This window comes from Paraperlucidibaca sp. (assembly GCF_982810325.1).
This window is the reverse complement of record NZ_CEYEMI010000033.1, coordinates 1-20,300: the sequence shown is the minus strand read 5'-3', so window position 1 is coordinate 20,300 and position 20,300 is coordinate 1. Positions and strand designations below refer to the sequence as shown.

Genomic DNA, 20,300 nt, shown 5'->3' with positions numbered 1-20,300 from the left:
AGGAAATATAGCGAACAGCACTAACAGTGGAAGGAACTTCACCAGAAAATCACTGACTTCTGAATTATCGTTCGCGATCGTGCGTCGAGTGGCGCCTTCTTTGCCAATGCTTGATGAACTCCGTAGATTCAACTCCGCCGGAGCTTCCTCGCTTAGAAGAAATGTAGCCGTTACTATTTCCTCGGGCAGCAACGTCTTAACCCGTACGGAAACCGTATGCTTATCCTCAGAAACTTGGGAAGAAACTTCGGCGTTGGTCTGGCTAACGGCCTGAAACTCAATGATCTCTGCGGTCTTTACGGAAAACTGCGCAACAACATCGCGAGCCGGAGCTGATCCAATGTTTCCAAACCTGAGCGAACCTATCGAAACGCTATTGTCCTTCCCCTCAAATGCAACTTGTTGTTCCACCTGGAACGTCAGCAGCTCTTCCTTTTGAACGGGCTCCGGTTGTGTGAAGTAGTAGACGACCACCCCCCCAGCGACTGTGACGGCGAGGGTCAGCACCGCACCGATCAGCAATTCTTTCCAACGCATCAAATTCCCCCTACCGTTGCCAAAAATGCCTAACTTATTTTATACCGCAAAGTTGCGGTGTAATAATTCTGAGCTGCTGCATAAGACAGGGGAGCGAGGGGGAAGTTCAAAGACATCAAAGTCCTGGAAACTTGAACACGGCACTCCTTGCCATCAAATACCGCACATCTTGTGCTGCAAAGCATGCCATGCCGTTTTTCGGGTGACAATCTCGCGCCAACCGCTAAAGGTTGGTGCAGGCTGAGGCGGTGAAACCGTCAGGCGCCATGGATGGCGCCTGCGAGCCTACAAGGATGTATTCACGGCGTGTTTCATTGCCTCAGCCTGCACCGGCCTCAGCCATTGCAGCTAAAGCCATTGCAGAGAAGCCTCACTCAGCCACCAACTCCGCAAACAAATCATACTCATCCGCTTCAGTGATACGCACCATCACCAACTGGCCCGGCTTCAGGTCCACCGCACCATCGCCCTCAATAAAGACATTGCCATCAATTTCCGGTGCATCAGCCTTCGAGCGCGCAACTGCCACGCCTTCTTCAGCATCAATCTCGTCCACCAGCACTTGCTCAATACGGCCAACACGACGCTGCAAACGCTTAGCCGAAATCTCAGCCGCCAACGTCATAAAGCGCTCATGACGCTCCAGCTTCACCTCTTCAGGCACTGGCTCAGCCACATCATTGGCCACTGCACCCTCTACGGGTGAATACGGGAAGCAACCAACGCGATCGAGCTGTGCCTCTTGCAGCCAATCCATCAGCTCTTGAAACTCTTCTTCGGTCTCGCCCGGGAAGCCAACAATAAAGGTTGAGCGGATGATCAAGTCTGGGCAAATTTCACGCCAGCGCTTGATGCGCGCCAATGTATTTTCAGCATGCGCAGGGCGCTTCATACGTTTCAGCACGCTCGGGCTGCCGTGCTGAAATGGGATGTCCAAATACGGCAGGATCTTGCCCTCGGCCATCAGCGGAATCACATTGTCTACGTGCGGGTAGGGGTAGACATAGTGCAAGCGCACCCATACGCCTAGCGTGCCGAGCGCTTCACAGAGCTCTAGCATGCGAGTTTTCACGGGACGCCCGCCCCAGAAATCCAATTTGTACTTTAGATCGACGCCATAGGCGCTGGTGTCTTGCGACACCACCAAAATTTCCTTCACGCCGGCTTTGGCCAAGTTTTCCGCTTCAGTCAGCACCGAACCCACGGGGCGTGACACGAGATCGCCACGTAGCGATGGGATGATGCAGAAGGTGCAGCGATGGTTGCAGCCCTCAGAAATTTTCAAATAGGCGTAGTGCTTTGGCGTGAGCTTGATGCCTTGAGGCGGCACCAGATCAATGAAGGGATCATGCTTCGGTGGCAAAAATTGGTGCACCGCGCCCATTACTTCTTCGTAGGCTTGCGGGCCAGTAACGCTGAGCACGCTAGGATGCGCAGCACGAATGACATCGGCCTTTTTGCCCAAGCAGCCGGTGACAATAACTTTGCCATTTTCCGCTAAGGCCTCGCCGATAGCATCGAGCGACTCCTGCACGGCGGAGTCAATGAAGCCGCAGGTGTTGACCACGATCAAGTCGGCGCCGTCATAGCTGGCGGAGATTTCATAGCCTTCAATGCGAAGCTGAGTGAGGATGCGCTCGGAGTCGACCAAGGCTTTTGGGCAGCCGAGCGAAACGAAACCAACGCGGGGATTAGCGAGCGACATGTGGGGTGGCCGATTGATCAGAAGACGCGAATTGTAGCGTAATTCCCTTAATTGGCGCGCGTATTTACAGCGAGTTGTGTGGCACTAAATTGGTGCATACTAATGTCGTGAATGGGCATGATGCAGCACCGTGATGGTGCGTTTTGTATTCAGGAATAAGCCGTAAGCCTGCAAAATGGCACTATTGCAGGGTTTTCCCCGACTGGTGCGATTTTTGCAGCTATCGTCTGTATGACCACAATAGAGCAGCGCATGAGTGAAGAGCGAACCCCGAAACGCTTGCTAGAAAGCCTGAGCACGGCAGTTTTGCTATGCGATACCGAGCTGCGTTTGGTCTATGTAAATCCTGCCGCTGAAAGCCTTTTGGCGATCAGTCATAGCCGCGCGCTCGGCCTGCCACTACATCAAGTGCTCATTGAGTTTGAAAATAATGCTGGCGCGGCGCTTGCTGAAACACTGCGCAGCGGGCATCAGTTCACTAAGCGTGAGGCTAAGCTGCGAGTCGGTCTGCATGACATTACTGTGGATTACACGGCATCGCTGCTTACTGCACCGAGCGCCCGCAATGAGCTGTTAATCGAGATTCAGCCGCGCGACCGGCTGCTGAAAATTGCCCGTGAAGAGGCCATGCTTGCCAGCCATCAAGCGATGCGGCAATTGGTGCGCGGCGTTGCGCATGAGATTAAAAATCCACTGGGCGGCATTCGTGGTGCGGCGCAATTGCTGGCGCGTGAGCTGCCGGATGCCGAGCTCAGGGAATACACCAGCGTGATTATTGAGGAGGCTGATCGTCTGCGAGTTTTGGCCGACCGCATGCTTGGGCCGAGGCGTTTGCCGACTTTGCGCACGGTCAATCCGCACGAGTGCGTGGAGCGCGTGGTAACGCTGCTCGAGGCCGAGGCAGATGGCCGTATTCGTATCGAGCGTGATTATGACCCTTCGTTGCCAGACATCGAAGCCGATCCGGATCAGCTGATTCAGGCGTTGCTCAATATTGCTGGCAATGGTCTGCAAGCACTACTGGAGAACCCCAGTGATCGCGAACCTACCTTGCACTTTAAAACGCGGCCGATGCGTCAGTTCACCATTGGTGCTAAGCGACATCGACTCGTGTTACGCATTGATATTTCTGATAACGGGCCGGGCATACCGACCGACATTAAGCAGTCTATTTTCTATCCCATGATTAGTGGCCGTGCTGCAGGGAATGGCCTTGGGCTATCGATTGCACAAGACATTATTCATCAATACCACGGCTTGATTGAGTGCGACTCATACCCAGGCCGAACACTTTTTAGTATTTACCTACCTTTGGAAAAACCCCATGACTAAACACACTGTATGGGTCATCGATGACGATCGCGCCATTCGCTGGGTGCTTGAGCGCGCGCTGACACAGGCTGGCTTGTTGGTAAGCAGCTTCGAGGATGCGACTAGCGCATTGACGCGTTTGAAGCATGAACAGCCAATGACATTAGTGAGCGATATTCGTATGCCCGGTATCGATGGCTTAAGCTTTTTGGCTCAAGTGCGCGAGCTGCATCCGCATGTGCCAGTAATCATCATGACGGCGCATTCCGATTTAAGTTCGGCGGTGGCGTCGTATCAGGGCGGGGCATTTGAGTACTTGCCGAAGCCGTTCGATGTCGATGAGGCTGTGGCTTTGGTGCAGCGCGCCATAGTGCATCATTTAGAGCAGATTACGCCGGTAATAGAGGCAGTGGCCGAGACTGCGCGCTCGACTAGCATCATTGGCGAGTCACCAGCGATGCAGGAAGTATTTCGTGCTATTGGCCGGCTCAGTAACTCGAATATCACTGTGCTGATTAACGGTGAGTCCGGCACTGGTAAAGAGTTGGTTGCTGGTGCTTTACATCAGCATTCGCCACGAGCCCGCAAGCCATTTATTGCACTCAATATGGCTGCAATTCCAAAAGATCTAATGGAGTCGGAATTATTTGGTCATGAAAAGGGTGCATTCACTGGTGCCAGCACGCAGCGCGCTGGGCGCTTTGAGCAGGCCGATGGCGGCACCTTATTTCTCGATGAAATTGGCGATATGCCCATCGACACACAGACGCGCTTACTGCGTGTTCTAGCCGACGGCGAATTTTATCGTGTCGGTGGCCACACCCCTGTGCGGGTAGATGTGCGCATCATCGCCGCCACGCATCAGAATCTTGAAAAATTAGTCGCTGAAGGTAAGTTTCGCGAAGATTTATTTCACCGCATCAATGTCATTCGCATACATATTCCGCGCTTGCGTGATCGAAGTATTGATATTCCGCGCCTGGCGCAGTTTTTTATGGGGCGTGCAGCTAAAGAGCTACAGGTTGAGCCTAAAACGTTGACGTTAGCTGCATCGGCATATCTGCAAAAGCTGCCTTGGCCGGGCAATGTTCGTCAGCTTGAAAATACCTGTCGCTGGATCACTGTGATGGCCACGGGGCGCGAAGTATTAGTCAGCGATTTGCCGCCTGAGCTGCAGGCAGAAGGTGAGATGGAGCCTGATGTGGCATTGCCGAATTGGGAGCAAGCATTAGCGCAATGGGCGCGGCAAGCGCTGCAAAATAAGTCAGCTGGAGCTTTGCTAGATCAGGCGGTGCCAGCGTTTGAACGGGTGATGATCACCGAGGCCTTGCAGTTTACTGGGGGGAGGCGGCGTGATGCCGCAGTGGTGCTAGGCTGGGGGCGCAATACGCTCACCCGCAAACTCAAGGAGCTGGGTTTGAGCACGGGTGGCGACGATGATGACTAGTTGGAAATAGAGGCCGGCATGGTGCCATCGCTTGTGTGCGGTGCACCAAGAGCCTGACGGCGCTCATCCGGCGACATCGAATTCCAACGCTGGCGCAGTGCATCGCGAGCTTCTGGCGACAATGACTTGATCTCATTCCAGCGCGTCAAGATGGCTTGGCGACGCTCATCTGGCAAGTTGCTCCAGCGCTGCGCGCGTTCAACTAACTGGCTGCGACGAGCATCGCTAATCTCATCCCAGCGAGGCTGGAAGTCGGCTAGCGTTGCTTGTTGCTCTTGGCTCAATGATGCCCAAGGCAGAGTCTCGGCCCATGCCAATGTTGGTACCGAGAGCACGCCAATCAGCATTAGCCGAGTGGCCGCTCGACGCATCTGTGGCGCGCTTAGCTTAGCGTTGACCACGAGATGTGTCCTCCATCGACATCAGCCAGTCGATCTCTTCCAGCATTTGACCATCTACCGAGCTGCTTGCTGGGCGTGCTTGCGTGGTTTCGGTGCCGCTGGTTTTGAGCAGCCAGTCGCCAGGCAGCACGACCATAAAGGCCACGCTAGCGGCTAAAGCTAAACCGCCTGACCATTGCCAGCGATGCGTGCGCTTTTGCTGGCGCTGTGCTTGCGCCACAATTTGCGCCACGCGTGCATCCCACAAAGGGTCTGGCTCGCTAATGGAGCGATCGAGTGTGTCGGCCAAGCGTTTGGCGAAGCGGGCATCCTCAAAGGAAAGCTCTGGTGTCTTGTTCATGTCATGTCCTCCGCTGTCGTGCCAATGCCGTCTAGCTTGGCGCGAATTTTGTTTAAAGCCCTGAAGTAATGCGTTTTCACGCTACCCTCAGCACAGCCCATTGCCTCGGCTGTCTGAGCGGTGTCATAGCCTTCCCAGGCTCGCAGCAAGAAGGCTTGCTGCTGTCTAAGGGGCAATTCGCCCACTGCCGCTAAAACGACATCCATATTATCGGCCTGTTGCAACAGCGTGACCGGATTATTATCGACGCGGTCAGGAATGTTCTGCCACGGGTCTTCTTCGCCAGCGTCGTCTAATGGCTCAAGCCAAGTGAACCATTTGCGCTTACGAGTTTCGCGGCGAAAGTGATCCATCATGCGGCTGTGCAAAATGCGGTGAAACAATGGTCCCCAGCTACTGGGGTCATGGTTGCCGTATTTCGCCACGAGAGTGAGCATGGCTTCTTGTACAATATCTTGTGCAGCGTCGGGATCGCGGGTGGCGAGCTCGGCGGTTAATCTTGCCCGTCGGCTGATGCTATGCAAAAACGCATCGATCGATTGTGGGACTGGACGTGCTGGCATGACTAATTTTACCGGTGGCGCTTTGGGCACACGATAGGCGAGACCGGCGTCGGCGACAAGATGCATAATCGGCTCTTCACTCCTGCGTGGTGGCATTTTCGCCATCTGAGATACAGAAACGCCGTTAGCTCGTTGCGGTTGACGACTTAGTGCTCAATCTAGCAATAGACTTTTTGGATATGTTCATGATCGACATCGTGCTCTATGAGCCTGAAATCCCCGGCAACACCGGCAATATCATTCGTTTGTGTGCCAATACTGGCGCCCGACTGCACCTAATTGAGCCTTTAGGCTTTGAGCTCAATGACAGCAAGCTGAAGCGAGCTGGTTTGGATTATCACGAATGGGCGAAGCTTAAAGTGCACGCGAACTGGCAGGCGGCCCGAGATTATTTGGCTGATAAACGCTGGCGCGCGGTAACCACAAAGGGTTCGCAGTCAGCCTTTTCTGCCGTGCTCAGTGAGGGTGATGTTTTAGTGTTCGGCCCAGAAACTCGCGGCTTGCCCGCTGAGCTGTTGGCTACTTTTGCGCCGGAAAACAAACTGCGGCTGCCCATGTTGGCAGACAGTCGCAGTTTGAATCTATCCAATAGCGTGGCGGTAATGGTCTATGAGGCCTGGCGCCAGCAAGGATTTACTGCGGGCGAGTAGTGTCTGCGGCTTCAGCGCCGGCTTCGTTTTTGCGGCGCAGGCTATCGGCGTAGAGAGCGTCGAAGTTAACTGGCTGCAAGAGTAGTTGTGGGAAGCTGCCTTTGCCGACTAGGTCAGAAATGGCTTCACGAGCAAATGGGAACAATAGGTTCGGGCAGTAAGCGCCAAGCAATGGGCCTAGTTCCGCTTCATCCACACCTTCGATTTGGAAGATGCCAGCCTGCTTCACTTCCACTAAAAATGCCGTGCTGCCTTCGTTTTTTGCCGTCACGGTGATGGCCAATTGCACTTCGTAGTGCTTGCCGTCTTCGAGAGGCTGATGCGCCGTGGCCAAGTCGATATTGACTTCAGGGTTCCAGGTTTGCAGGAAAACTTTTGGTGCGCCGGGAACTTCAAACGAAGTGTCTTTCAGGTAGATGCGTTGCAGGGCAAATTGCGGTTGGGTGTCGGCCATTTTGACTCTCTTATTATGGTGTGGGCTGATTAAAGCGGAATGGGTTAAGCCTGTAAAAGGCGATCAAGCTCGCCGCTACGTTCTAGTGCAAACAGTTCATCGCAGCCGCCAATAAAGGCGTCGTTGATGAATATTTGTGGCACGGTGCGGCTGCCGGTGCGAGCTGTCAGCTCGGCGCGCTGTTCAGGTGCATTGCCGACATCGACATCTTCAAAAGCTACGGATTTATTGCCCAGCAACTGTTTGGCGCGCACGCAGAAAGGGCAGGTGCGGGTGGTGTAAAGGATTACTTTGGCCATGAGGCTCTCCTGCTATTCGTGGAAATAAGTGGCGACTCAGCGTACCAGCGGTAGGCCTTGTTGACGCCAAGTGGAAATGCCGCCGCTCAAAATATGCACTTCTTTCATGCCGGCTTGCTTCACGCTGCGAGCAGCGTTGCCAGCGGTTTGGCCCATGGCGCAAACGAAAATAATCGGTTTGCCAGCGGCTGCCAGTGCGGCTGCTTTTTCAGCCACTTGGCTATACGGCATGTTTTCGCTGCCGGTAATATGGCCCTCGCGAAACTCTGGTGTATTACGCAAATCAATGACTCGCGCTTCCTGAGTGTTGACCAAGCGAGTTAGGTCGGCGGGCGAAATGCGGCGGCCACCGCGCTGGATTTCCGTGAAAACAAACGCCGCTAGCAGGGCGATAAACGTAGCCACCAGCATGTGGTGGTTGGTTACAAACTCAATAGCGCGATCCATGATGTGACTCAGTGTGGCGAGAAAGTCAGGCAGTATACGCATGCGACCGCTTAGGCTCTAGCGCAAGCTGATTATCTCGCGGCTATATCGCGCTTAGCACGTCGTTATCGTGTGCCGATGTCGTTGACCAGCTTCTGAAAGCTAGCGAAGCGGCGCGGCTGGATATGGCCATCGAGAACCGCTTGATGGAACGAGCAACCAGGCTCGCTGGCGTGAGCGCAATTACGGAATCGGCATTGGCCAGCAAAAGGCTGGAACTCGATAAAGCCGGCGAGCAGCTCTTCTTTGTTCATATGCCACACGCCAAACTCACGAATGCCCGGCGAGTCGATAAGCGCGCCACCTGTGGGAATATCGAACCAACAGGCGGTGGTGGTGGTGTGCTGACCGAGCTTGGAGCCGGTGGACACCTCTTTCACCTTTTGCGCGACATCCGGCAGTAAGGTATTGATGAGCGATGACTTGCCGACGCCGGATTGGCCGACAAACACCACAGTGTGTTGCGCCACCAAAGCTTCTAGGTCGCCGGTGTCGCCATGTGCTGAAAGCGTGCGGGTTTCATAGCCGAGTGCGGCAAAGCTGGCGAGCAACGCAGTTAACTCATCATGATTTTTTTCAGTCAGTAAGTCGGCCTTATTGAGCACGAGTATTGGCCGAATGTCAGTGGCTTCGCAGGCGATTAAATAGCGGTCGATGAGTTCAGCTGATGGCGTTGGCTCGGGCGCAATGATCAGTAAAATCAAATCGATATTTGCCGCGACAGGCTTGAGCTTATTGTATGGGTCAGGGCGTACCAGCACAGATCGGCGCGGCAGTATCGCCGTAATAACGCCAGTAGCGACCTCGGTAGCGGGCTGCCAAATGACTTCATCGCCGGTAACTAATGCTTCTAGATTGGCGCGCCGATGGCAGCGAAAGCGCTGTCCAATGAGCTCGCCATCGAGCGCCTCAACGGCAAGCTGCACACCATAATGCGCGATGATGCGGCCGCGTTGCTCGACGCCGAGGGCGCCACCATCGAGCAATGCTTCGGCTTTGGCTTCACGTTTGGCGGCGCGCGCAATGCGTTCAGCCTGAATGCGATCGATACGAAAACTTTGTTGGCGACTAATGCGGCGTTGGCTCATGGCCTATCTCGTTGTTGGGTGACTGCAATGGTGTTGCGCTCTGCTATGCTGCGGGCATTGTGCCACTGACGGCAACTAGGAGTGTTCATGAATCATAATAAGGTCGGAAATTTAGTTTGGATCGATCTCGAAATGACGGGCCTAAACCCCGATACCGATCGCATTATCGAAATGGCCACGATCGTGACCGATGCACATTTGAACGTGTTGGCGGAAGGCCCTGTGCTAGCCATCCATCAAAAAGACATCGTGCTTAACGCCATGGATGAGTGGAATACACGTCAGCATGGCCAATCTGGTTTAATCGAGCGCGTGCGCCGCAGCACATTGACCGAGGCCGATGCCGAAGCGCAAACGCTGGAGTTTTTGAGTCGCTTCGTTGATCCGAAAAAATCGCCAATTTGCGGCAACTCAATTTGCCAAGATCGCCGCTTCTTATACCGCACTATGCCCAAACTCGAAGCCTTTTTTCATTACCGCAACCTCGATGTGAGCACGGTAAAGGAGCTAGCACGTCGTTGGTATCCCGATTTATTGCAGCGCTTCACTAAGCAAAGTTCGCATTTGGCCTTGGATGACGTGAAGGACTCAATCGAAGAGTTGCGCTATTACCGCCAGTACTTCTTTAAGTTGCCAGGCTTTAGCGATAACTAAGTTGCTACTGCGCTGCGTGAAGCTTTAGCGTCTGCTCGTTAATGGCCCAGTCGATATGTTCAGTGAGCACATCATTGAGCATGCCGCTGGCGCTCAGCTCATCGCGGCGCATCGCCAGTGCCTGCACGATGTCGGCGCTGGCGGGCGCATTGCCTAATGCCATCGATAGATTGCGCAGCCAGCTCGCGTAGCTCATGCGGCGTAATGGCATTCCTTCAGTTTTGCTCAGCCAAGTAATTTCATCCCAAGCCCATAGGTCCAGCAGCGGCGGGCCATCGAAGTCATGGCGCGGCGTAAAAGCTGGCTCTTGGCTGGCCTGCGCGTAGCGATTCCATGGGCACACGAGCTGGCAGTCATCACAGCCGAAAATACGATTGCCGATGGCTCGGCGCAGTGGCTCAGCAATCACGCCGCGATACTCAATGGTCAAATAGCTAATGCATTTGCCGGCATCGAGCACATAAGGCGCAATAATCGCCTGCGTCGGGCAAATATCAATGCAGGCCGAGCAGGTGCCGCAATGGCTGCTTACTGGTTCGTCAACGGGCAGCGGTAAGTCGGTAAAGAGTTCGGCCAAGAAAAAGTACGAGCCCGCTTGGCGATTGATGATCACCGTGTGTTTCCCGGCCCAGCCGAGGCCAGCTTGCGCGGCAATGGCTTTTTCTAGCACGGGTGCGGAGTCGACAAAGGCGCGATAGCCAAATGGCCCAATCGCCTCAGCCATGCGGTCGGCTAGCTTTTGCACGCGTTTGCGGATGAGCTTGTGATAGTCGCGGCCCAGCGCATAGCGTGCAATATAGGCACGGTCGGCATCGCCCAAAATTTCGTGAATGCGTGGTTCGGCAGGCAGGTAGTCCATGCGCAGGCTGATGATGCGCTGCGTGTTCGGCACCAAATCTGCTGGCGCCACACGTTTTGGCTCGTGCATCCATGCCATCCCGGCCTCGTAGCCTTGCTCTAGCCAATCCGCCAAATGCTGCGGATGCTCACCTAAATCAATGTCGCTGACGCCCATTTGCTGAAAGCCAAGCTCGCGCGCCCAGAGCGCAATATCGGCTTTTAAGGCCAGCAGCTCATTGCGCGATAAACTCGCGTTTTCATGTAAAGGGATTCGCGTCATGGCGCACATTCTGACATCCTTAGCAGTTAGTCACCATCTGTAAGCCATTGCTATGACCAGCCGTTTAGCCCCTACAGTAGCTACATTAACTCGCTATCAGCGGGCGCTGCCCGATGCATCAGCTACCGAGCAGCTGGGCGGAGACATTGCGCGCGCGTGTTTTGCGACCGATGTCTGCGGCGCGACGGTGTATTTGCAAGGCGACTTAGGTGCTGGCAAAACCACATTGGTGCGAGGCTTATTGCAGACATTGGGGCATCAGGGCGCAGTTAAAAGTCCAACCTACACCTTGGTTGAGCCCTACGTTTTAAACGGCAATACGGTGAATCATTTCGATTTATATCGGTTGATCGATCCGGAAGAGTTAGAGCTGATTGGCTTTCGTGACTATTTTTCATCTGATCAGCTGAGCTTGGTGGAGTGGCCGTCGCAAGGCGAGCCCTTGCTGCCAACGCCAGATTGGGACATTTCTTTAGCGCCGGTGAGCCACGAGTTGGCTGACGGGCGCGTAGCCACCATCACGGCGCATACGCTGCGTGGCGAGCAACTATTAGCGAGACTGGTATGAATAAATGGATACAGCAACTGTTGTTGCTGATGTGTTGTGTCATGGCGCTAGGAGCGCAGGCGGCAGAGCTAGTCGGTGCACGCACTGGCAACTATGAGGGCAAAACGCGTTTGGTGGTTGAGTTTTCCAGCAATACCGAATTTCGCGTTAGCGAAGAAACTTCGCCCGGGCGTTTAGTCGTTACTGTGCCAAATACGACAACGCGACTTTCGGCACGGGACTTTCCTTCGCAGGTTGGCCCGGTGCAACGCATGTCGCTCGATGGTAGTGGCAGTCGTAGCAAGCTCATTGTTGAGTTGAACGAAGAGGCTGAGGCCGCCATTTTCATGCTGCCAGTGAATGCCCAAGGTATGTATCGCCTAGTCATAGATTTAGGCGTGGTGGCTTCGGGGAAAATAGCCACAGCAGCGGCATCGCCAGCGCCTATCGTCAAGCCTGAGCCAACCTCAGTGTTTGGTGGTTTGTTTGCGGGCAAGAAAAATGGCCGAGACATTATTGTCAGCATCGACGCTGGACATGGAGGTCAGGATCCCGGCGCTATTGGTCGTCGTGGCACCTATGAAAAGCACGTAACTTTAGCCATTGCCCGGTCATTGGCCGATTATTTGGGCAAGCAAAAAGGCATTACGGCTCGACTAACTCGCGACAGCGACTTCTTTATTCCGCTACAGCAGCGGCGGAAAATTGCGCGATATGAACATAAGGCCGATATTTTTATTTCGGTGCATGCCGACTCTGCAGCTAACCGCTCTGCAAATGGCGCCTCGGTTTTTGCCCTGTCATTGCAGGGTGCCAAAGGTGCGACCTCGCGCTTTGCGCAACAGCTCGCTGAACAAGAAAACAAGTCTGACTTGATCGGTGGTGTGGTTGCTGAGAATGATGATTTAACCGATATGCTCGCCGGCATGATGGTGGAAGGAACGCTTAAGCACAGCCTAGAAATGGGTAAGCTGATTTTGCAGTCGCTGCCTAATGTTGTGAATCGACTGCATAGCAAGCGTGTCGAGCAAGCTGGCTTTGCGGTATTAAAAGAGCCCGGCATGGTCTCGCTTTTGGTTGAGACTGGGTTTATTTCTAATGCTGATGAAGAAGATCGTCTAATTAGTGCGAGCTATCAGCGTGATGTGGCGCAGGCGATTGGTGCGGCTGTTGTGCGTTTTTGCCAACAATTTCCAGTGCCCGGCACTTGGTTTGACCGAGATTAATTCGTGGCCCGCATAGCGCTTTTAGATGCTCGCCTAGCTAACCAAATTGCCGCCGGTGAAGTGGTTGAGCGGCCGGCATCGGTGGTTAAAGAGCTGATTGAAAATGCGCTTGATGCCGGTGCCCGCGCTATCGATGTGCATATTGAGCAGGGTGGTTTGGCCTGCCTGCGTGTGCGTGATGATGGCGACGGTATCGCCCAAGATGATCTGCCTTTGGCGTTAGCGCGCCACGCCACCAGCAAAATCCATCATGTCGATGATCTCGAGGCCGTGGCCACACTAGGCTTTCGCGGCGAGGCGCTGGCATCAATCGCCTCAGTATCTCGCTTAACACTGACCTCAAGCACCGACACGACAGGCTTGGGCTGGTCGGTGCGCACTGAGGGCCGTGATATGTCGGCGGTGATTGAGCCGGCGCGACATCCACGCGGCACCTCGGTCGAGGTGCGCGATTTATTCTTTAATACACCGGCTCGGCGCAAATTTATGCGCACTGAGGCCACCGAGTTTCGCCATTTAGAAGAAGTGGTGCGGCGCTTGGCGCTGGTCTCGCCGCAAGTATCATTCAGTCTTACGCACAATGCGCGCGTGTTATGGCAGCTGAAGCCTGCGACTAGCGAGGCAGAGATGCTGCGGCGTTTAAGCCATATTTGTGGGCCGCAGTTTGTTGCCGCTGCGCATCCGCTAGATCAAGAGGCTGCCGGCGCGCGCCTGCATGGTTGGTTGGGCCTGCCGACGTTTTCGCGGGCTCAAGCCGATCTGCAATACTTCTTCGTTAATGGCCGCATGGTGCGCGATAAAGTGGTTTCGCACGCAGTGCGTCAAGCCTATGCCGATGTGCTGTATCACGGCCGTCATCCGGCGTTTGTGCTGTTTTTGGACATCGACCCCGGCACTGTCGATGTCAACGTGCATCCAACCAAGCATGAAGTGCGTTTTCGCGAGCATCGCTTGGTGCATGACCTGATTTATCGTGGCTTGCATCGCGCTTTAGCAGAAGTGCGTCCCGATGATGCGCAGCCTACTGGGTCTTTGGCTCCAGCTGCTGAGCAGGCTTTTGCTTCGATGGGTGCTGCAAACTTTGCGAACGCTGCATCACAGTCTGAGCCACAAGCCTGGCAGCCCAACTACTCCCCTCAGCAAGGCGGGCTAGATTGGCGCTCCAGTGCTCCTGCGCGCGATGGTTTTGCCAGCTATTTAGCGGGCGGAACTGAAGCGCCTAGCATGCCTGCTGAGCAAGCCACCAATACGCCAGTTTTGGGCTACGCCATCGCCCAGCTTCATGGCGTTTATGTCTTGGCGCAAAACACTGAAGGCTTAGTCTTGGTCGATATGCACGCCGCCCATGAGCGCATTGTTTATGAGCGCCTAAAGCAGCAGCAAGCTGATGCTGGCGTGGTTTGTCAGCCGCTACTAGTCCCGTTGAGTGTGGCGCTGAGTCAGCGCGAAGCCGATATTGCTGAATCTGAAATGCAGGCATTGCTAGCTATGGGCATTGAAACGCAGCGCTTAGGCCCAGAGACGGTGCTGATTCGTTCATTGCCGGCAGTGTTGGCTCAAGCCGATGCTGCGGCTTTATTGCGCGATGTGCTGGCGGACTTGCTCGTGCACGGCCAAACTCGTCGTGTTGAGGAGCAACAAAATACATTGCTCGGCACTATGGCATGTCACGGCGCGGTGCGGGCGAATCGCCAATTGAGCATCCCAGAAATGAATGCTTTGTTGCGCGATATGGAGGCCACCGAGCGTAGCGGCCAATGTAATCATGGCCGCCCAACGTGGACACGCCTGAGCCTAGCTGAGCTAGATCGTTTATTTATGCGAGGTCGCTGATGGCGGCCTCGTCGGAGTCGCAAGCATTGCCGCCCGCGCTCTGCATTATGGGGCCAACCGCTGCCGGTAAAACCGCACTGGCTATCGCCCTAGTCGAAAAAGGCATCGGCGAGATTATTTCGGTCGACTCCAGCATGATTTATCGCGGCATGGACATCGGCACGGCTAAACCCACTGCCGATGAACTAGCACGAGCGCCGCATCGCCTCATCGACATTATTGAGCCAAATCAAAGCTACTCCGCCGCTGAGTTTCGTAGTGATGCTCTCAAAGCCATGGCCGAAATATCTGCCGCTGGCAAAGTGCCAATCTTAGTCGGCGGCACCATGCTTTATTTCAAAGTCTTGCGTGATGGCCTCGCGAATTTGCCCGAGGCTGATGCCGAGCTACGCGCCGAATTATTACGCGATGCCGAGACTCACGGTTGGCCAGCACTGCATCAGCGCTTGCAAGCCGTTGATCCAGTTGCCGCCGCGCGTATCACGCCGCACGACAGTCAGCGCCTGCAGCGTGCCTTAGAGGTTTGGATGCTCACCGGCAAGACCCTCACGCAATGGCATGCCGAACAACCCGAGCCAGAGCCGCTGCCGTATCGTATGCACTGGCTGGCGCTATCGCCGCCAGATCGCGCCTTGCTGCATGAGCGCATTGCCCAGCGCTTCGATCTCATGTTGGCGCAGGGCTTCATTGCGGAAGTCGAAACTATACGCGCGCGTGGTGACCTGTTGCCGACCATGCCATCGATGCGCTCGGTTGGTTATCGCCAAGCTTGGGAGCATTTAGATGGCGAATACGATCGCGACGAACTGCGCAATCGCGGCATTTTCGCCACTCGTCAGCTTGCCAAGCGCCAGCTGACATGGCTGCGTAGCTTCACTGCGGCGACCTGGCTAGACCCACTGTCGAGCGCTACATTGCCTTTCGTCGAAGACCTTTTATCGTCGTAGACTTGAAAAAGCGCAGCACTCCCCCCACAGTAATCGTAGGCGCACTGCTTTGAGTGCCGTTATTCCTGCTTTGTAGGGAGCCGCCAATAAGCGGTTATACGCTGTTATATGTATGTGGCCTCGTTCGCCACCGGAGATTATCCATGTCAAAAGGTCAAACCCTGCAAGACCCGTTTCTAAATGCCCTGCGCAAAGAGCGCATTCCCGTATCAATTTTTTTGGTGAATGGCATTAAATTGCAGGGCCAAATCGAATCATTTGACCAATACGTGGTGCTGTTGAAAAACACCGTCAGCCAAATGGTTTATAAGCACGCAATCTCCACTGTGGTGCCAGCGCGTAACCCACGCACGGTATTGCCAGGCAGCACAGTTCCTGTCGGCAGCTCTGGTGTTGGCTCTCTCGAGTCATCATTAGAAGACTTGGATGATGACGATACTCAACCTGCATTTCTTTAAGTTGTTTTTGCCTTTTTGCGCCGCCACATCGGCGGCGCAGTCATATCTGAGCTTAAGGGCCTGAATGGAATATTTTGAGCGTCCGAGTGGTGGCGAAGGTGCTGTTTTAGTGCACTTGTCTCTGCGCCAGCATGGCCAAGACGAAGACCTAGATGAGTTTCAGCTACTGGCTAAGTCGGCCGATGTCGCGGTGTTGGCGGTCATCACTGGTTCGCGTCAGCGCCCCGACCCTAAGCTGTATGCTGGTTCTGGCAAAGTCGAAGAAATTGCCGAGGCCGTTAAACAGCTCAATGCCGAGGTCGTGCTGTTTAACCACGCCTTAACTCCGGCGCAAGAGCGCAATCTTGAGCGTATTTTGCAATGCCGTGTGCTCGATCGCACCGGCCTCATTTTGGATATTTTCGCCCAGCGCGCCCGAACCCATGAAGGCAAATTGCAGGTTGAGCTAGCTCAGCTTGACCATCTGTCCTCGCGTTTAGTGCGAGGCTGGACTCACCTTGAGCGACAGAAAGGCGGTATCGGTCTGCGCGGTCCGGGTGAAACTCAGTTAGAGACCGATCGGCGTTTGCTGCGCTTGCGCATCAGCTCATTGAAAGAGCGCTTAGAGAAAGTTCGTCAAACGCGAGCGCAAGGTCGCGCGGCACGACAAAAAGCCGGCGTACCAACCATCTCGCTAGTCGGCTACACCAACGCAGGTAAGTCGACGCTGTTTAATCGCTTGGCCGGTGCCGATGCATACGCCGCCGATCTTCTGTTTGCCACGCTAGATCCAACGCTGCGGCGTATTCAGCTCGATGGCATTGGTCCTACCGTGTTGGCCGACACAGTAGGCTTTGTGCGGCATTTGCCACATCAATTAGTCGATGCCTTTCGCGCGACATTAGAAGAGACAGCGCAGGCCGACTTGCTCTTACATATTGTCGATGCTGCCAGCGTTGATCGTGACCTGCATTTGCGAGCCGTCAACGAAGTGCTTGAAGAGGTTGGCGCAACTGCACCTATTTTGTTGGTTTACAACAAGTTAGACTCGCTGCCAGATCAAGAGCCGCGTATTGATTACGATGAAGAGGGTAGGCCGCAGGCGGTATGGGTTTCTGCGCGCGATGGCGAGGGCTTAGATTTACTCTTGCAGGCCATGCAGTTATGCGTGTCGGCACCATGGGAAACGCTTACCTTGGAAATGACACCAGATTTGGCGCGATTACGGGCGCGATTCTATGGCTTAGGAGTGGTAGAGTCTGAGCTTCCCGATGATAGTGGTGGTAGCCGTTTGTGCGTGCGCATACAGGCTCCGGATTTAGCCCAATGCCTCGCTCGTGAGGGGTTGGTGCGCGCTGACGTGGTCTTAGAGGCCGGCGTTGGTTAAGACAGTTATAGCAAGCTAGGAGTGCCAGATGGCGTGGAATCAACCCGGTTCGGGGCAAGACCCGAGCGGTAATAAAGATCCGTGGGGCGGGCGCAAACCTGCCGGCGGCGGTGGCAATAAAAGCAATCCTCTATTCGATAAGCTGCAAAGCGTATTCGGTGGCGGCGATCCCAATGGCGAAAAGCAGCTAACACGCTTGCTGCTCGTTGGTGCGGTTGCGCTCTGGGTGATCTTTGGTTTTTATCGTGTCGAGCAAGCCGAGCGCGCCGTGGTCTTTCGCTTTGGTGAATACTCCAAGGTAGAAACGGCTGGCTTGCATTGGCGCCCCACGCTGATGGATAGCGTGCGTAAGGTTAACGTTGAGCGCACCGAGCAGATGCCGCTTAACGCCAGTATGATCACTGAAGATGAAAACATTGTTGATATCTCACTGACCGTGCAATACCGCATTTCAGACCCCAAAAACTATGTGCTCGCGATTGCTAATCCTGAGTCGACACTGACGCACGCCACTGAGTCAGCGCTGCGCCATGAAGTTGGTAGCGCAAAAATGACGCAAGTATTGGGCGAGGGCCGCGCCAAGCTCGCGCAAGATATGCTGCCGCGTTTGCAGTCGTATTTGGATCGCTATAGCTCAGGCATTAGCGTGCGTAACGTCAACATTTTGGAAGCATTGCCGCCGAAAGATGTGAAGGCCGCCTTTGACGACGTAATTCGCGCTAAAGAAGACAAAGAACGTCTGAAAAACCAGGCTGAAACCTACGCTAACGGTATTGTGCCGGAGGCTCGAGGTCAGGGCGCTCGACTCATTGCTGATGCTAATGGTTATAAGCAAGAGGTTATCGATCGCGCCACAGGTAATGCCTCGCGCTTTCAAGGCCTATTGGCCGAGTATCGCTTGAACCCACAAGTCATGCGTAGCCGTATGTATTTAGATGCCATGGAAGTGATCATGGCGAGCAATCGTAAGGTTGTGGTTGAGCCCGGTGGCGCTGCGCCACTGCTGTATTTACCGATGGCTGCCGCGGCAGCTGCTGCCACCGCTGCGCCTGCCGCAGGCGGTACATCACCATACATTCCGCCGGCTAGCACCGGCAATCTGCGAGACGCTGAGCGTTCTGGCCGTACGTTGGAGGGAGCCCGCTAATGCCATCGCGTAGTATGTCGGCGTTATACGCCACCCTCGTTGTGCTGTTTTTGGCCAATGCCATGTTCTATACCGTGCAAGCCACTGAGCGGGCAGTTTTGCTGCGCTTTGGTGAGGTCGTTGAGGCAGATTTGAAGCCTGGCCTGCACTTCAAGATCCCATTGGTGCACGAAGTTCGTCGTTTCGATGGCCGTCTACAGGTTAGCGATTCTGAGCGCACCGAGTTTTTGACCAAAGAAAGCAAGTTCCTGATTATCGATGCCTACGTTATGTGGCGCGTTAATGATGTGAAGCGCTACTTCACTGCTACTGGCGGCTTAGCCTTGGAGGCGGAATCTCGCCTCATGCCACTAGTGCGTGACGGCCTGAAAAACCGTGTTTCTGAGCGTGATGTGCACGAAGTTGTTGCCGGTCAGCGTGAGCAGCTCATGCTGAACTTAACTAAGGCCGTTAACACCGTTGCTATGCGCGAGTTTGGTATTGAGGTGGTGGATGTGCGTGTTAAGCGCGTCGACTTCCCGCAATCCACGGTTGAGTCCATCTACAACCGTATGCGCACAGAGCGTGAGCGTGAAGCTCGCGAGCATCGTGCTCAAGGTACTGAGATGTCTGATCGCATCAAATCAGAGGCCGATCGCCAGCAGCGCGTGATTTTGGCTGATGCCTATCGCCAAGCGGAAACATTGCGCGGTGAAGGTGATGCTCAGGTTGCCCTGATTGCTCGTAAAGCTTTCGGTCAAGACACCGAGTTCTACAGCTTCTATCGCTCATTGCAGGCCTATCGCAACAGCTTCAATCGTAGCGATGATGTGCTCGTGCTGAAATCAGATAGCGAGTTCCTCAAGTACATGCGCAAGCCTGGCAAATAAGCAATTTCGGTGGCTCAGCGAGATACTGAGCCACCGAGTTTGGGCAAGCTGCAACAGCCTGTGATAAACTCCCCCGAACCGAGTGCCGCTCGGTTTTTTTGTGTCTAATTAGTGGCGAAAAGCATGGTCAAACCCGTGGATGCGTGGCTGCTGCCCGATGGCGTTGCCGATGTGCTGCCTGCCGAGGCTGCACGCTTAGAGTCGTTGCGACGACAACTGCTCGATCATTTCGCGCGCTGGGGCTATGCCTTAGTGTTGCCGCCGCTCATGGAGTATCTCGAATCGTTACTTTCGGGATCTGGCCGTGATCTTGCCGACCTCACCTTTAAAATTACCGATCAGCTTAGCGGTCGCATGATGGGCGTGCGCGCCGACACCACGCCGCAAGTTGCTCGTCTCGATGCGCATTGCCTTCGTAGCGAAGGTCCGGCGCGTTATTGCTACGCCGGCACGGTGCTGCACACGCGACCAATGGGTATTGCCGCTTCGCGTTGCCCGGTACAAATAGGCGCTGAGCTTTACGGCCATGCCGGCGTAGAAAGCGATATTGAAATCATTCGCTTAACGCTAGATGCATTACACATTGCTGGTGCTCGCGAGCTACACCTAGACCTCGGTCATGTCGGCGTTTTCCGCGCCTTAGCCGCCGCTGCCGAACTTGATTGCGTCACTGAGGCTAGTCTGCGCGACATGCTCAGCCGCAAATCATTGCCCGAATGGCATGAGGCGATTCCTGCACGCGTTGGCGCTGCGCATCAGGCGGCTTTATTGCCGCTGCCGAGCTTGGCGGGCGATGTCTCGGTGCTCGCTGAAGCAAAAGTGCTTTGGCCAGATGCCCCAGCCGCCGTGTCG

At 54.7% G+C, this 20,300-nt stretch carries 22 protein-coding genes and 1 pseudogene; 13 read left to right on the top strand and 10 right to left on the bottom strand.

What is annotated here, in order from left to right; all coding sequences use genetic code 11:
* Both AC3DKE_RS09705 and rimO read right to left on the bottom strand, forming a co-directional pair.
* On the bottom strand, nt 1-537 hold a 537-nt coding region (locus tag AC3DKE_RS09705), incomplete at its 3' end, for a hypothetical protein (RefSeq protein WP_487990556.1).
* A gap of 370 nt (nt 538-907) precedes the next feature.
* Nucleotides 908-2,242 carry a 30S ribosomal protein S12 methylthiotransferase RimO gene (rimO, locus tag AC3DKE_RS09700; protein WP_411729531.1) on the bottom strand — a complete coding sequence of 445 codons (1,335 nt, stop codon included), beginning with the start codon at nt 2,240-2,242 and terminating at the stop codon, nt 908-910.
* A gap of 252 nt (nt 2,243-2,494) precedes the next feature.
* Here rimO and glnL point away from each other — a divergent pair, with 252 nt between their 5' ends.
* Together glnL and glnG are read left to right on the top strand one after the other, a co-directional pair.
* The gene (gene glnL, locus AC3DKE_RS09695) at nt 2,495-3,574 is read left to right on the top strand and encodes a nitrogen regulation protein NR(II) (RefSeq protein WP_340676043.1); all 1,080 of its coding nucleotides are present in this window, start codon (nt 2,495-2,497) and stop codon (nt 3,572-3,574) included.
* The gene (glnG, locus tag AC3DKE_RS09690; RefSeq protein ID WP_379071248.1) at nt 3,567-5,000 is read left to right on the top strand and encodes a nitrogen regulation protein NR(I); all 1,434 of its coding nucleotides are present in this window, start codon (nt 3,567-3,569) and stop codon (nt 4,998-5,000) included. Before glnL ends, glnG begins: the two co-directional genes overlap by 8 nt.
* Here glnG and AC3DKE_RS09685 read toward each other — a convergent pair.
* The 3 genes from AC3DKE_RS09685 to AC3DKE_RS09675 are packed head-to-tail and all read right to left on the bottom strand — an operon-like array spanning nt 4,997 to nt 6,370.
* Complete coding sequence (locus tag AC3DKE_RS09685; protein WP_379071245.1) at nt 4,997-5,371, bottom strand: DUF3106 domain-containing protein; 375 nt, start codon at nt 5,369-5,371, stop codon at nt 4,997-4,999. The two genes, glnG and AC3DKE_RS09685, sit on opposite strands and share 4 nt — an antisense overlap.
* Before the next feature lie 16 nt (nt 5,372-5,387).
* On the bottom strand, nt 5,388-5,741 hold the full coding sequence (locus AC3DKE_RS09680; RefSeq protein WP_340676046.1) for a hypothetical protein: 354 nt from the start codon (nt 5,739-5,741) through the stop codon (nt 5,388-5,390).
* Nucleotides 5,738-6,370 (bottom strand): RNA polymerase sigma factor, encoded by a 633-nt coding sequence (locus tag AC3DKE_RS09675; protein ID WP_487990555.1) that lies wholly within the window; start codon nt 6,368-6,370, stop codon nt 5,738-5,740. Before AC3DKE_RS09675 ends, AC3DKE_RS09680 begins: the two co-directional genes overlap by 4 nt.
* A 119-nt stretch (nt 6,371-6,489) precedes the next feature.
* Here AC3DKE_RS09675 and trmL point away from each other — a divergent pair, with 119 nt between their 5' ends.
* Nucleotides 6,490-6,954, top strand: a complete 465-nt coding sequence (gene trmL / locus AC3DKE_RS09670; protein ID WP_379071241.1) for a tRNA (uridine(34)/cytosine(34)/5-carboxymethylaminomethyluridine(34)-2'-O)-methyltransferase TrmL — start codon at nt 6,490-6,492, stop codon at nt 6,952-6,954.
* Here trmL and secB read toward each other — a convergent pair.
* From secB to rsgA, 4 genes are all read right to left on the bottom strand, one after another.
* Nucleotides 6,938-7,408 (bottom strand): protein-export chaperone SecB, encoded by a 471-nt coding sequence (gene secB, locus AC3DKE_RS09665; protein WP_340676049.1) that lies wholly within the window; start codon nt 7,406-7,408, stop codon nt 6,938-6,940. The genes trmL and secB overlap by 17 nt on opposite strands.
* A 44-nt stretch (nt 7,409-7,452) precedes the next feature.
* Nucleotides 7,453-7,707, bottom strand: coding sequence for a glutaredoxin 3 (gene grxC / locus AC3DKE_RS09660; RefSeq protein WP_487990554.1), 255 nt, complete (start codon nt 7,705-7,707; stop codon nt 7,453-7,455).
* Between the two features lie 36 nt (nt 7,708-7,743).
* Complete coding sequence (locus AC3DKE_RS09655) at nt 7,744-8,196, bottom strand: rhodanese-like domain-containing protein (protein ID WP_411729529.1); 453 nt, start codon at nt 8,194-8,196, stop codon at nt 7,744-7,746.
* Between the two features lie 62 nt (nt 8,197-8,258).
* Nucleotides 8,259-9,281: a small ribosomal subunit biogenesis GTPase RsgA gene (rsgA, locus tag AC3DKE_RS09650; RefSeq protein ID WP_487990553.1), complete on the bottom strand. Its 1,023-nt coding sequence runs from the start codon at nt 9,279-9,281 to the stop codon at nt 8,259-8,261.
* An 87-nt stretch (nt 9,282-9,368) separates the two neighbouring features.
* On the opposite strand from rsgA, the gene orn reads away from it, so the two are divergent.
* Nucleotides 9,369-9,935, top strand: coding sequence for an oligoribonuclease (orn, locus tag AC3DKE_RS09645; RefSeq protein WP_340676053.1), 567 nt, complete (start codon nt 9,369-9,371; stop codon nt 9,933-9,935).
* A 4-nt stretch (nt 9,936-9,939) separates the two neighbouring features.
* Here orn and queG read toward each other — a convergent pair whose 3' ends face one another.
* Complete coding sequence (queG, locus tag AC3DKE_RS09640; RefSeq protein WP_340676054.1) at nt 9,940-11,055, bottom strand: tRNA epoxyqueuosine(34) reductase QueG; 1,116 nt, start codon at nt 11,053-11,055, stop codon at nt 9,940-9,942.
* 52 nt (nt 11,056-11,107) lie between these two features.
* Between queG and tsaE the strand changes: the two genes are divergently transcribed.
* From tsaE to AC3DKE_RS09595, 9 genes and pseudogenes are all read left to right on the top strand, one after another.
* Nucleotides 11,108-11,623, top strand: a complete 516-nt coding sequence (gene tsaE, locus AC3DKE_RS09635) for a tRNA (adenosine(37)-N6)-threonylcarbamoyltransferase complex ATPase subunit type 1 TsaE (protein WP_340676055.1) — start codon at nt 11,108-11,110, stop codon at nt 11,621-11,623.
* Nucleotides 11,620-12,828 (top strand): N-acetylmuramoyl-L-alanine amidase, encoded by a 1,209-nt coding sequence (locus AC3DKE_RS09630; RefSeq protein ID WP_340676056.1) that lies wholly within the window; start codon nt 11,620-11,622, stop codon nt 12,826-12,828. Before tsaE ends, AC3DKE_RS09630 begins: the two co-directional genes overlap by 4 nt.
* 3 nt (nt 12,829-12,831) lie before the next feature.
* On the top strand, nt 12,832-14,661 hold the full coding sequence (mutL, locus tag AC3DKE_RS09625) for a DNA mismatch repair endonuclease MutL (RefSeq protein ID WP_487990552.1): 1,830 nt from the start codon (nt 12,832-12,834) through the stop codon (nt 14,659-14,661).
* Nucleotides 14,661-15,608 (top strand): tRNA (adenosine(37)-N6)-dimethylallyltransferase MiaA, encoded by a 948-nt coding sequence (gene miaA, locus AC3DKE_RS09620; RefSeq protein WP_411729526.1) that lies wholly within the window; start codon nt 14,661-14,663, stop codon nt 15,606-15,608. The genes mutL and miaA overlap by 1 nt, the downstream gene beginning before the upstream one ends.
* 143 nt (nt 15,609-15,751) lie before the next feature.
* Nucleotides 15,752-16,000, top strand: a pseudogene (gene hfq, locus AC3DKE_RS09615) (RNA chaperone Hfq); the annotation flags it as partial.
* 130 nt (nt 16,001-16,130) lie between these two features.
* On the top strand, nt 16,131-17,432 hold the full coding sequence (gene hflX, locus AC3DKE_RS09610) for a ribosome rescue GTPase HflX (protein ID WP_340676059.1): 1,302 nt from the start codon (nt 16,131-16,133) through the stop codon (nt 17,430-17,432).
* Between the two features lie 28 nt (nt 17,433-17,460).
* On the top strand, nt 17,461-18,579 hold the full coding sequence (gene hflK, locus AC3DKE_RS09605) for an FtsH protease activity modulator HflK (protein WP_487990551.1): 1,119 nt from the start codon (nt 17,461-17,463) through the stop codon (nt 18,577-18,579).
* On the top strand, nt 18,579-19,448 hold the full coding sequence (hflC, locus tag AC3DKE_RS09600; RefSeq protein ID WP_340676061.1) for a protease modulator HflC: 870 nt from the start codon (nt 18,579-18,581) through the stop codon (nt 19,446-19,448). Before hflK ends, hflC begins: the two co-directional genes overlap by 1 nt.
* Before the next feature lie 123 nt (nt 19,449-19,571).
* The coding region (locus tag AC3DKE_RS09595) for an ATP phosphoribosyltransferase regulatory subunit (RefSeq protein WP_487990550.1) at nt 19,572-20,300 on the top strand (729 nt) is incomplete at its 3' end.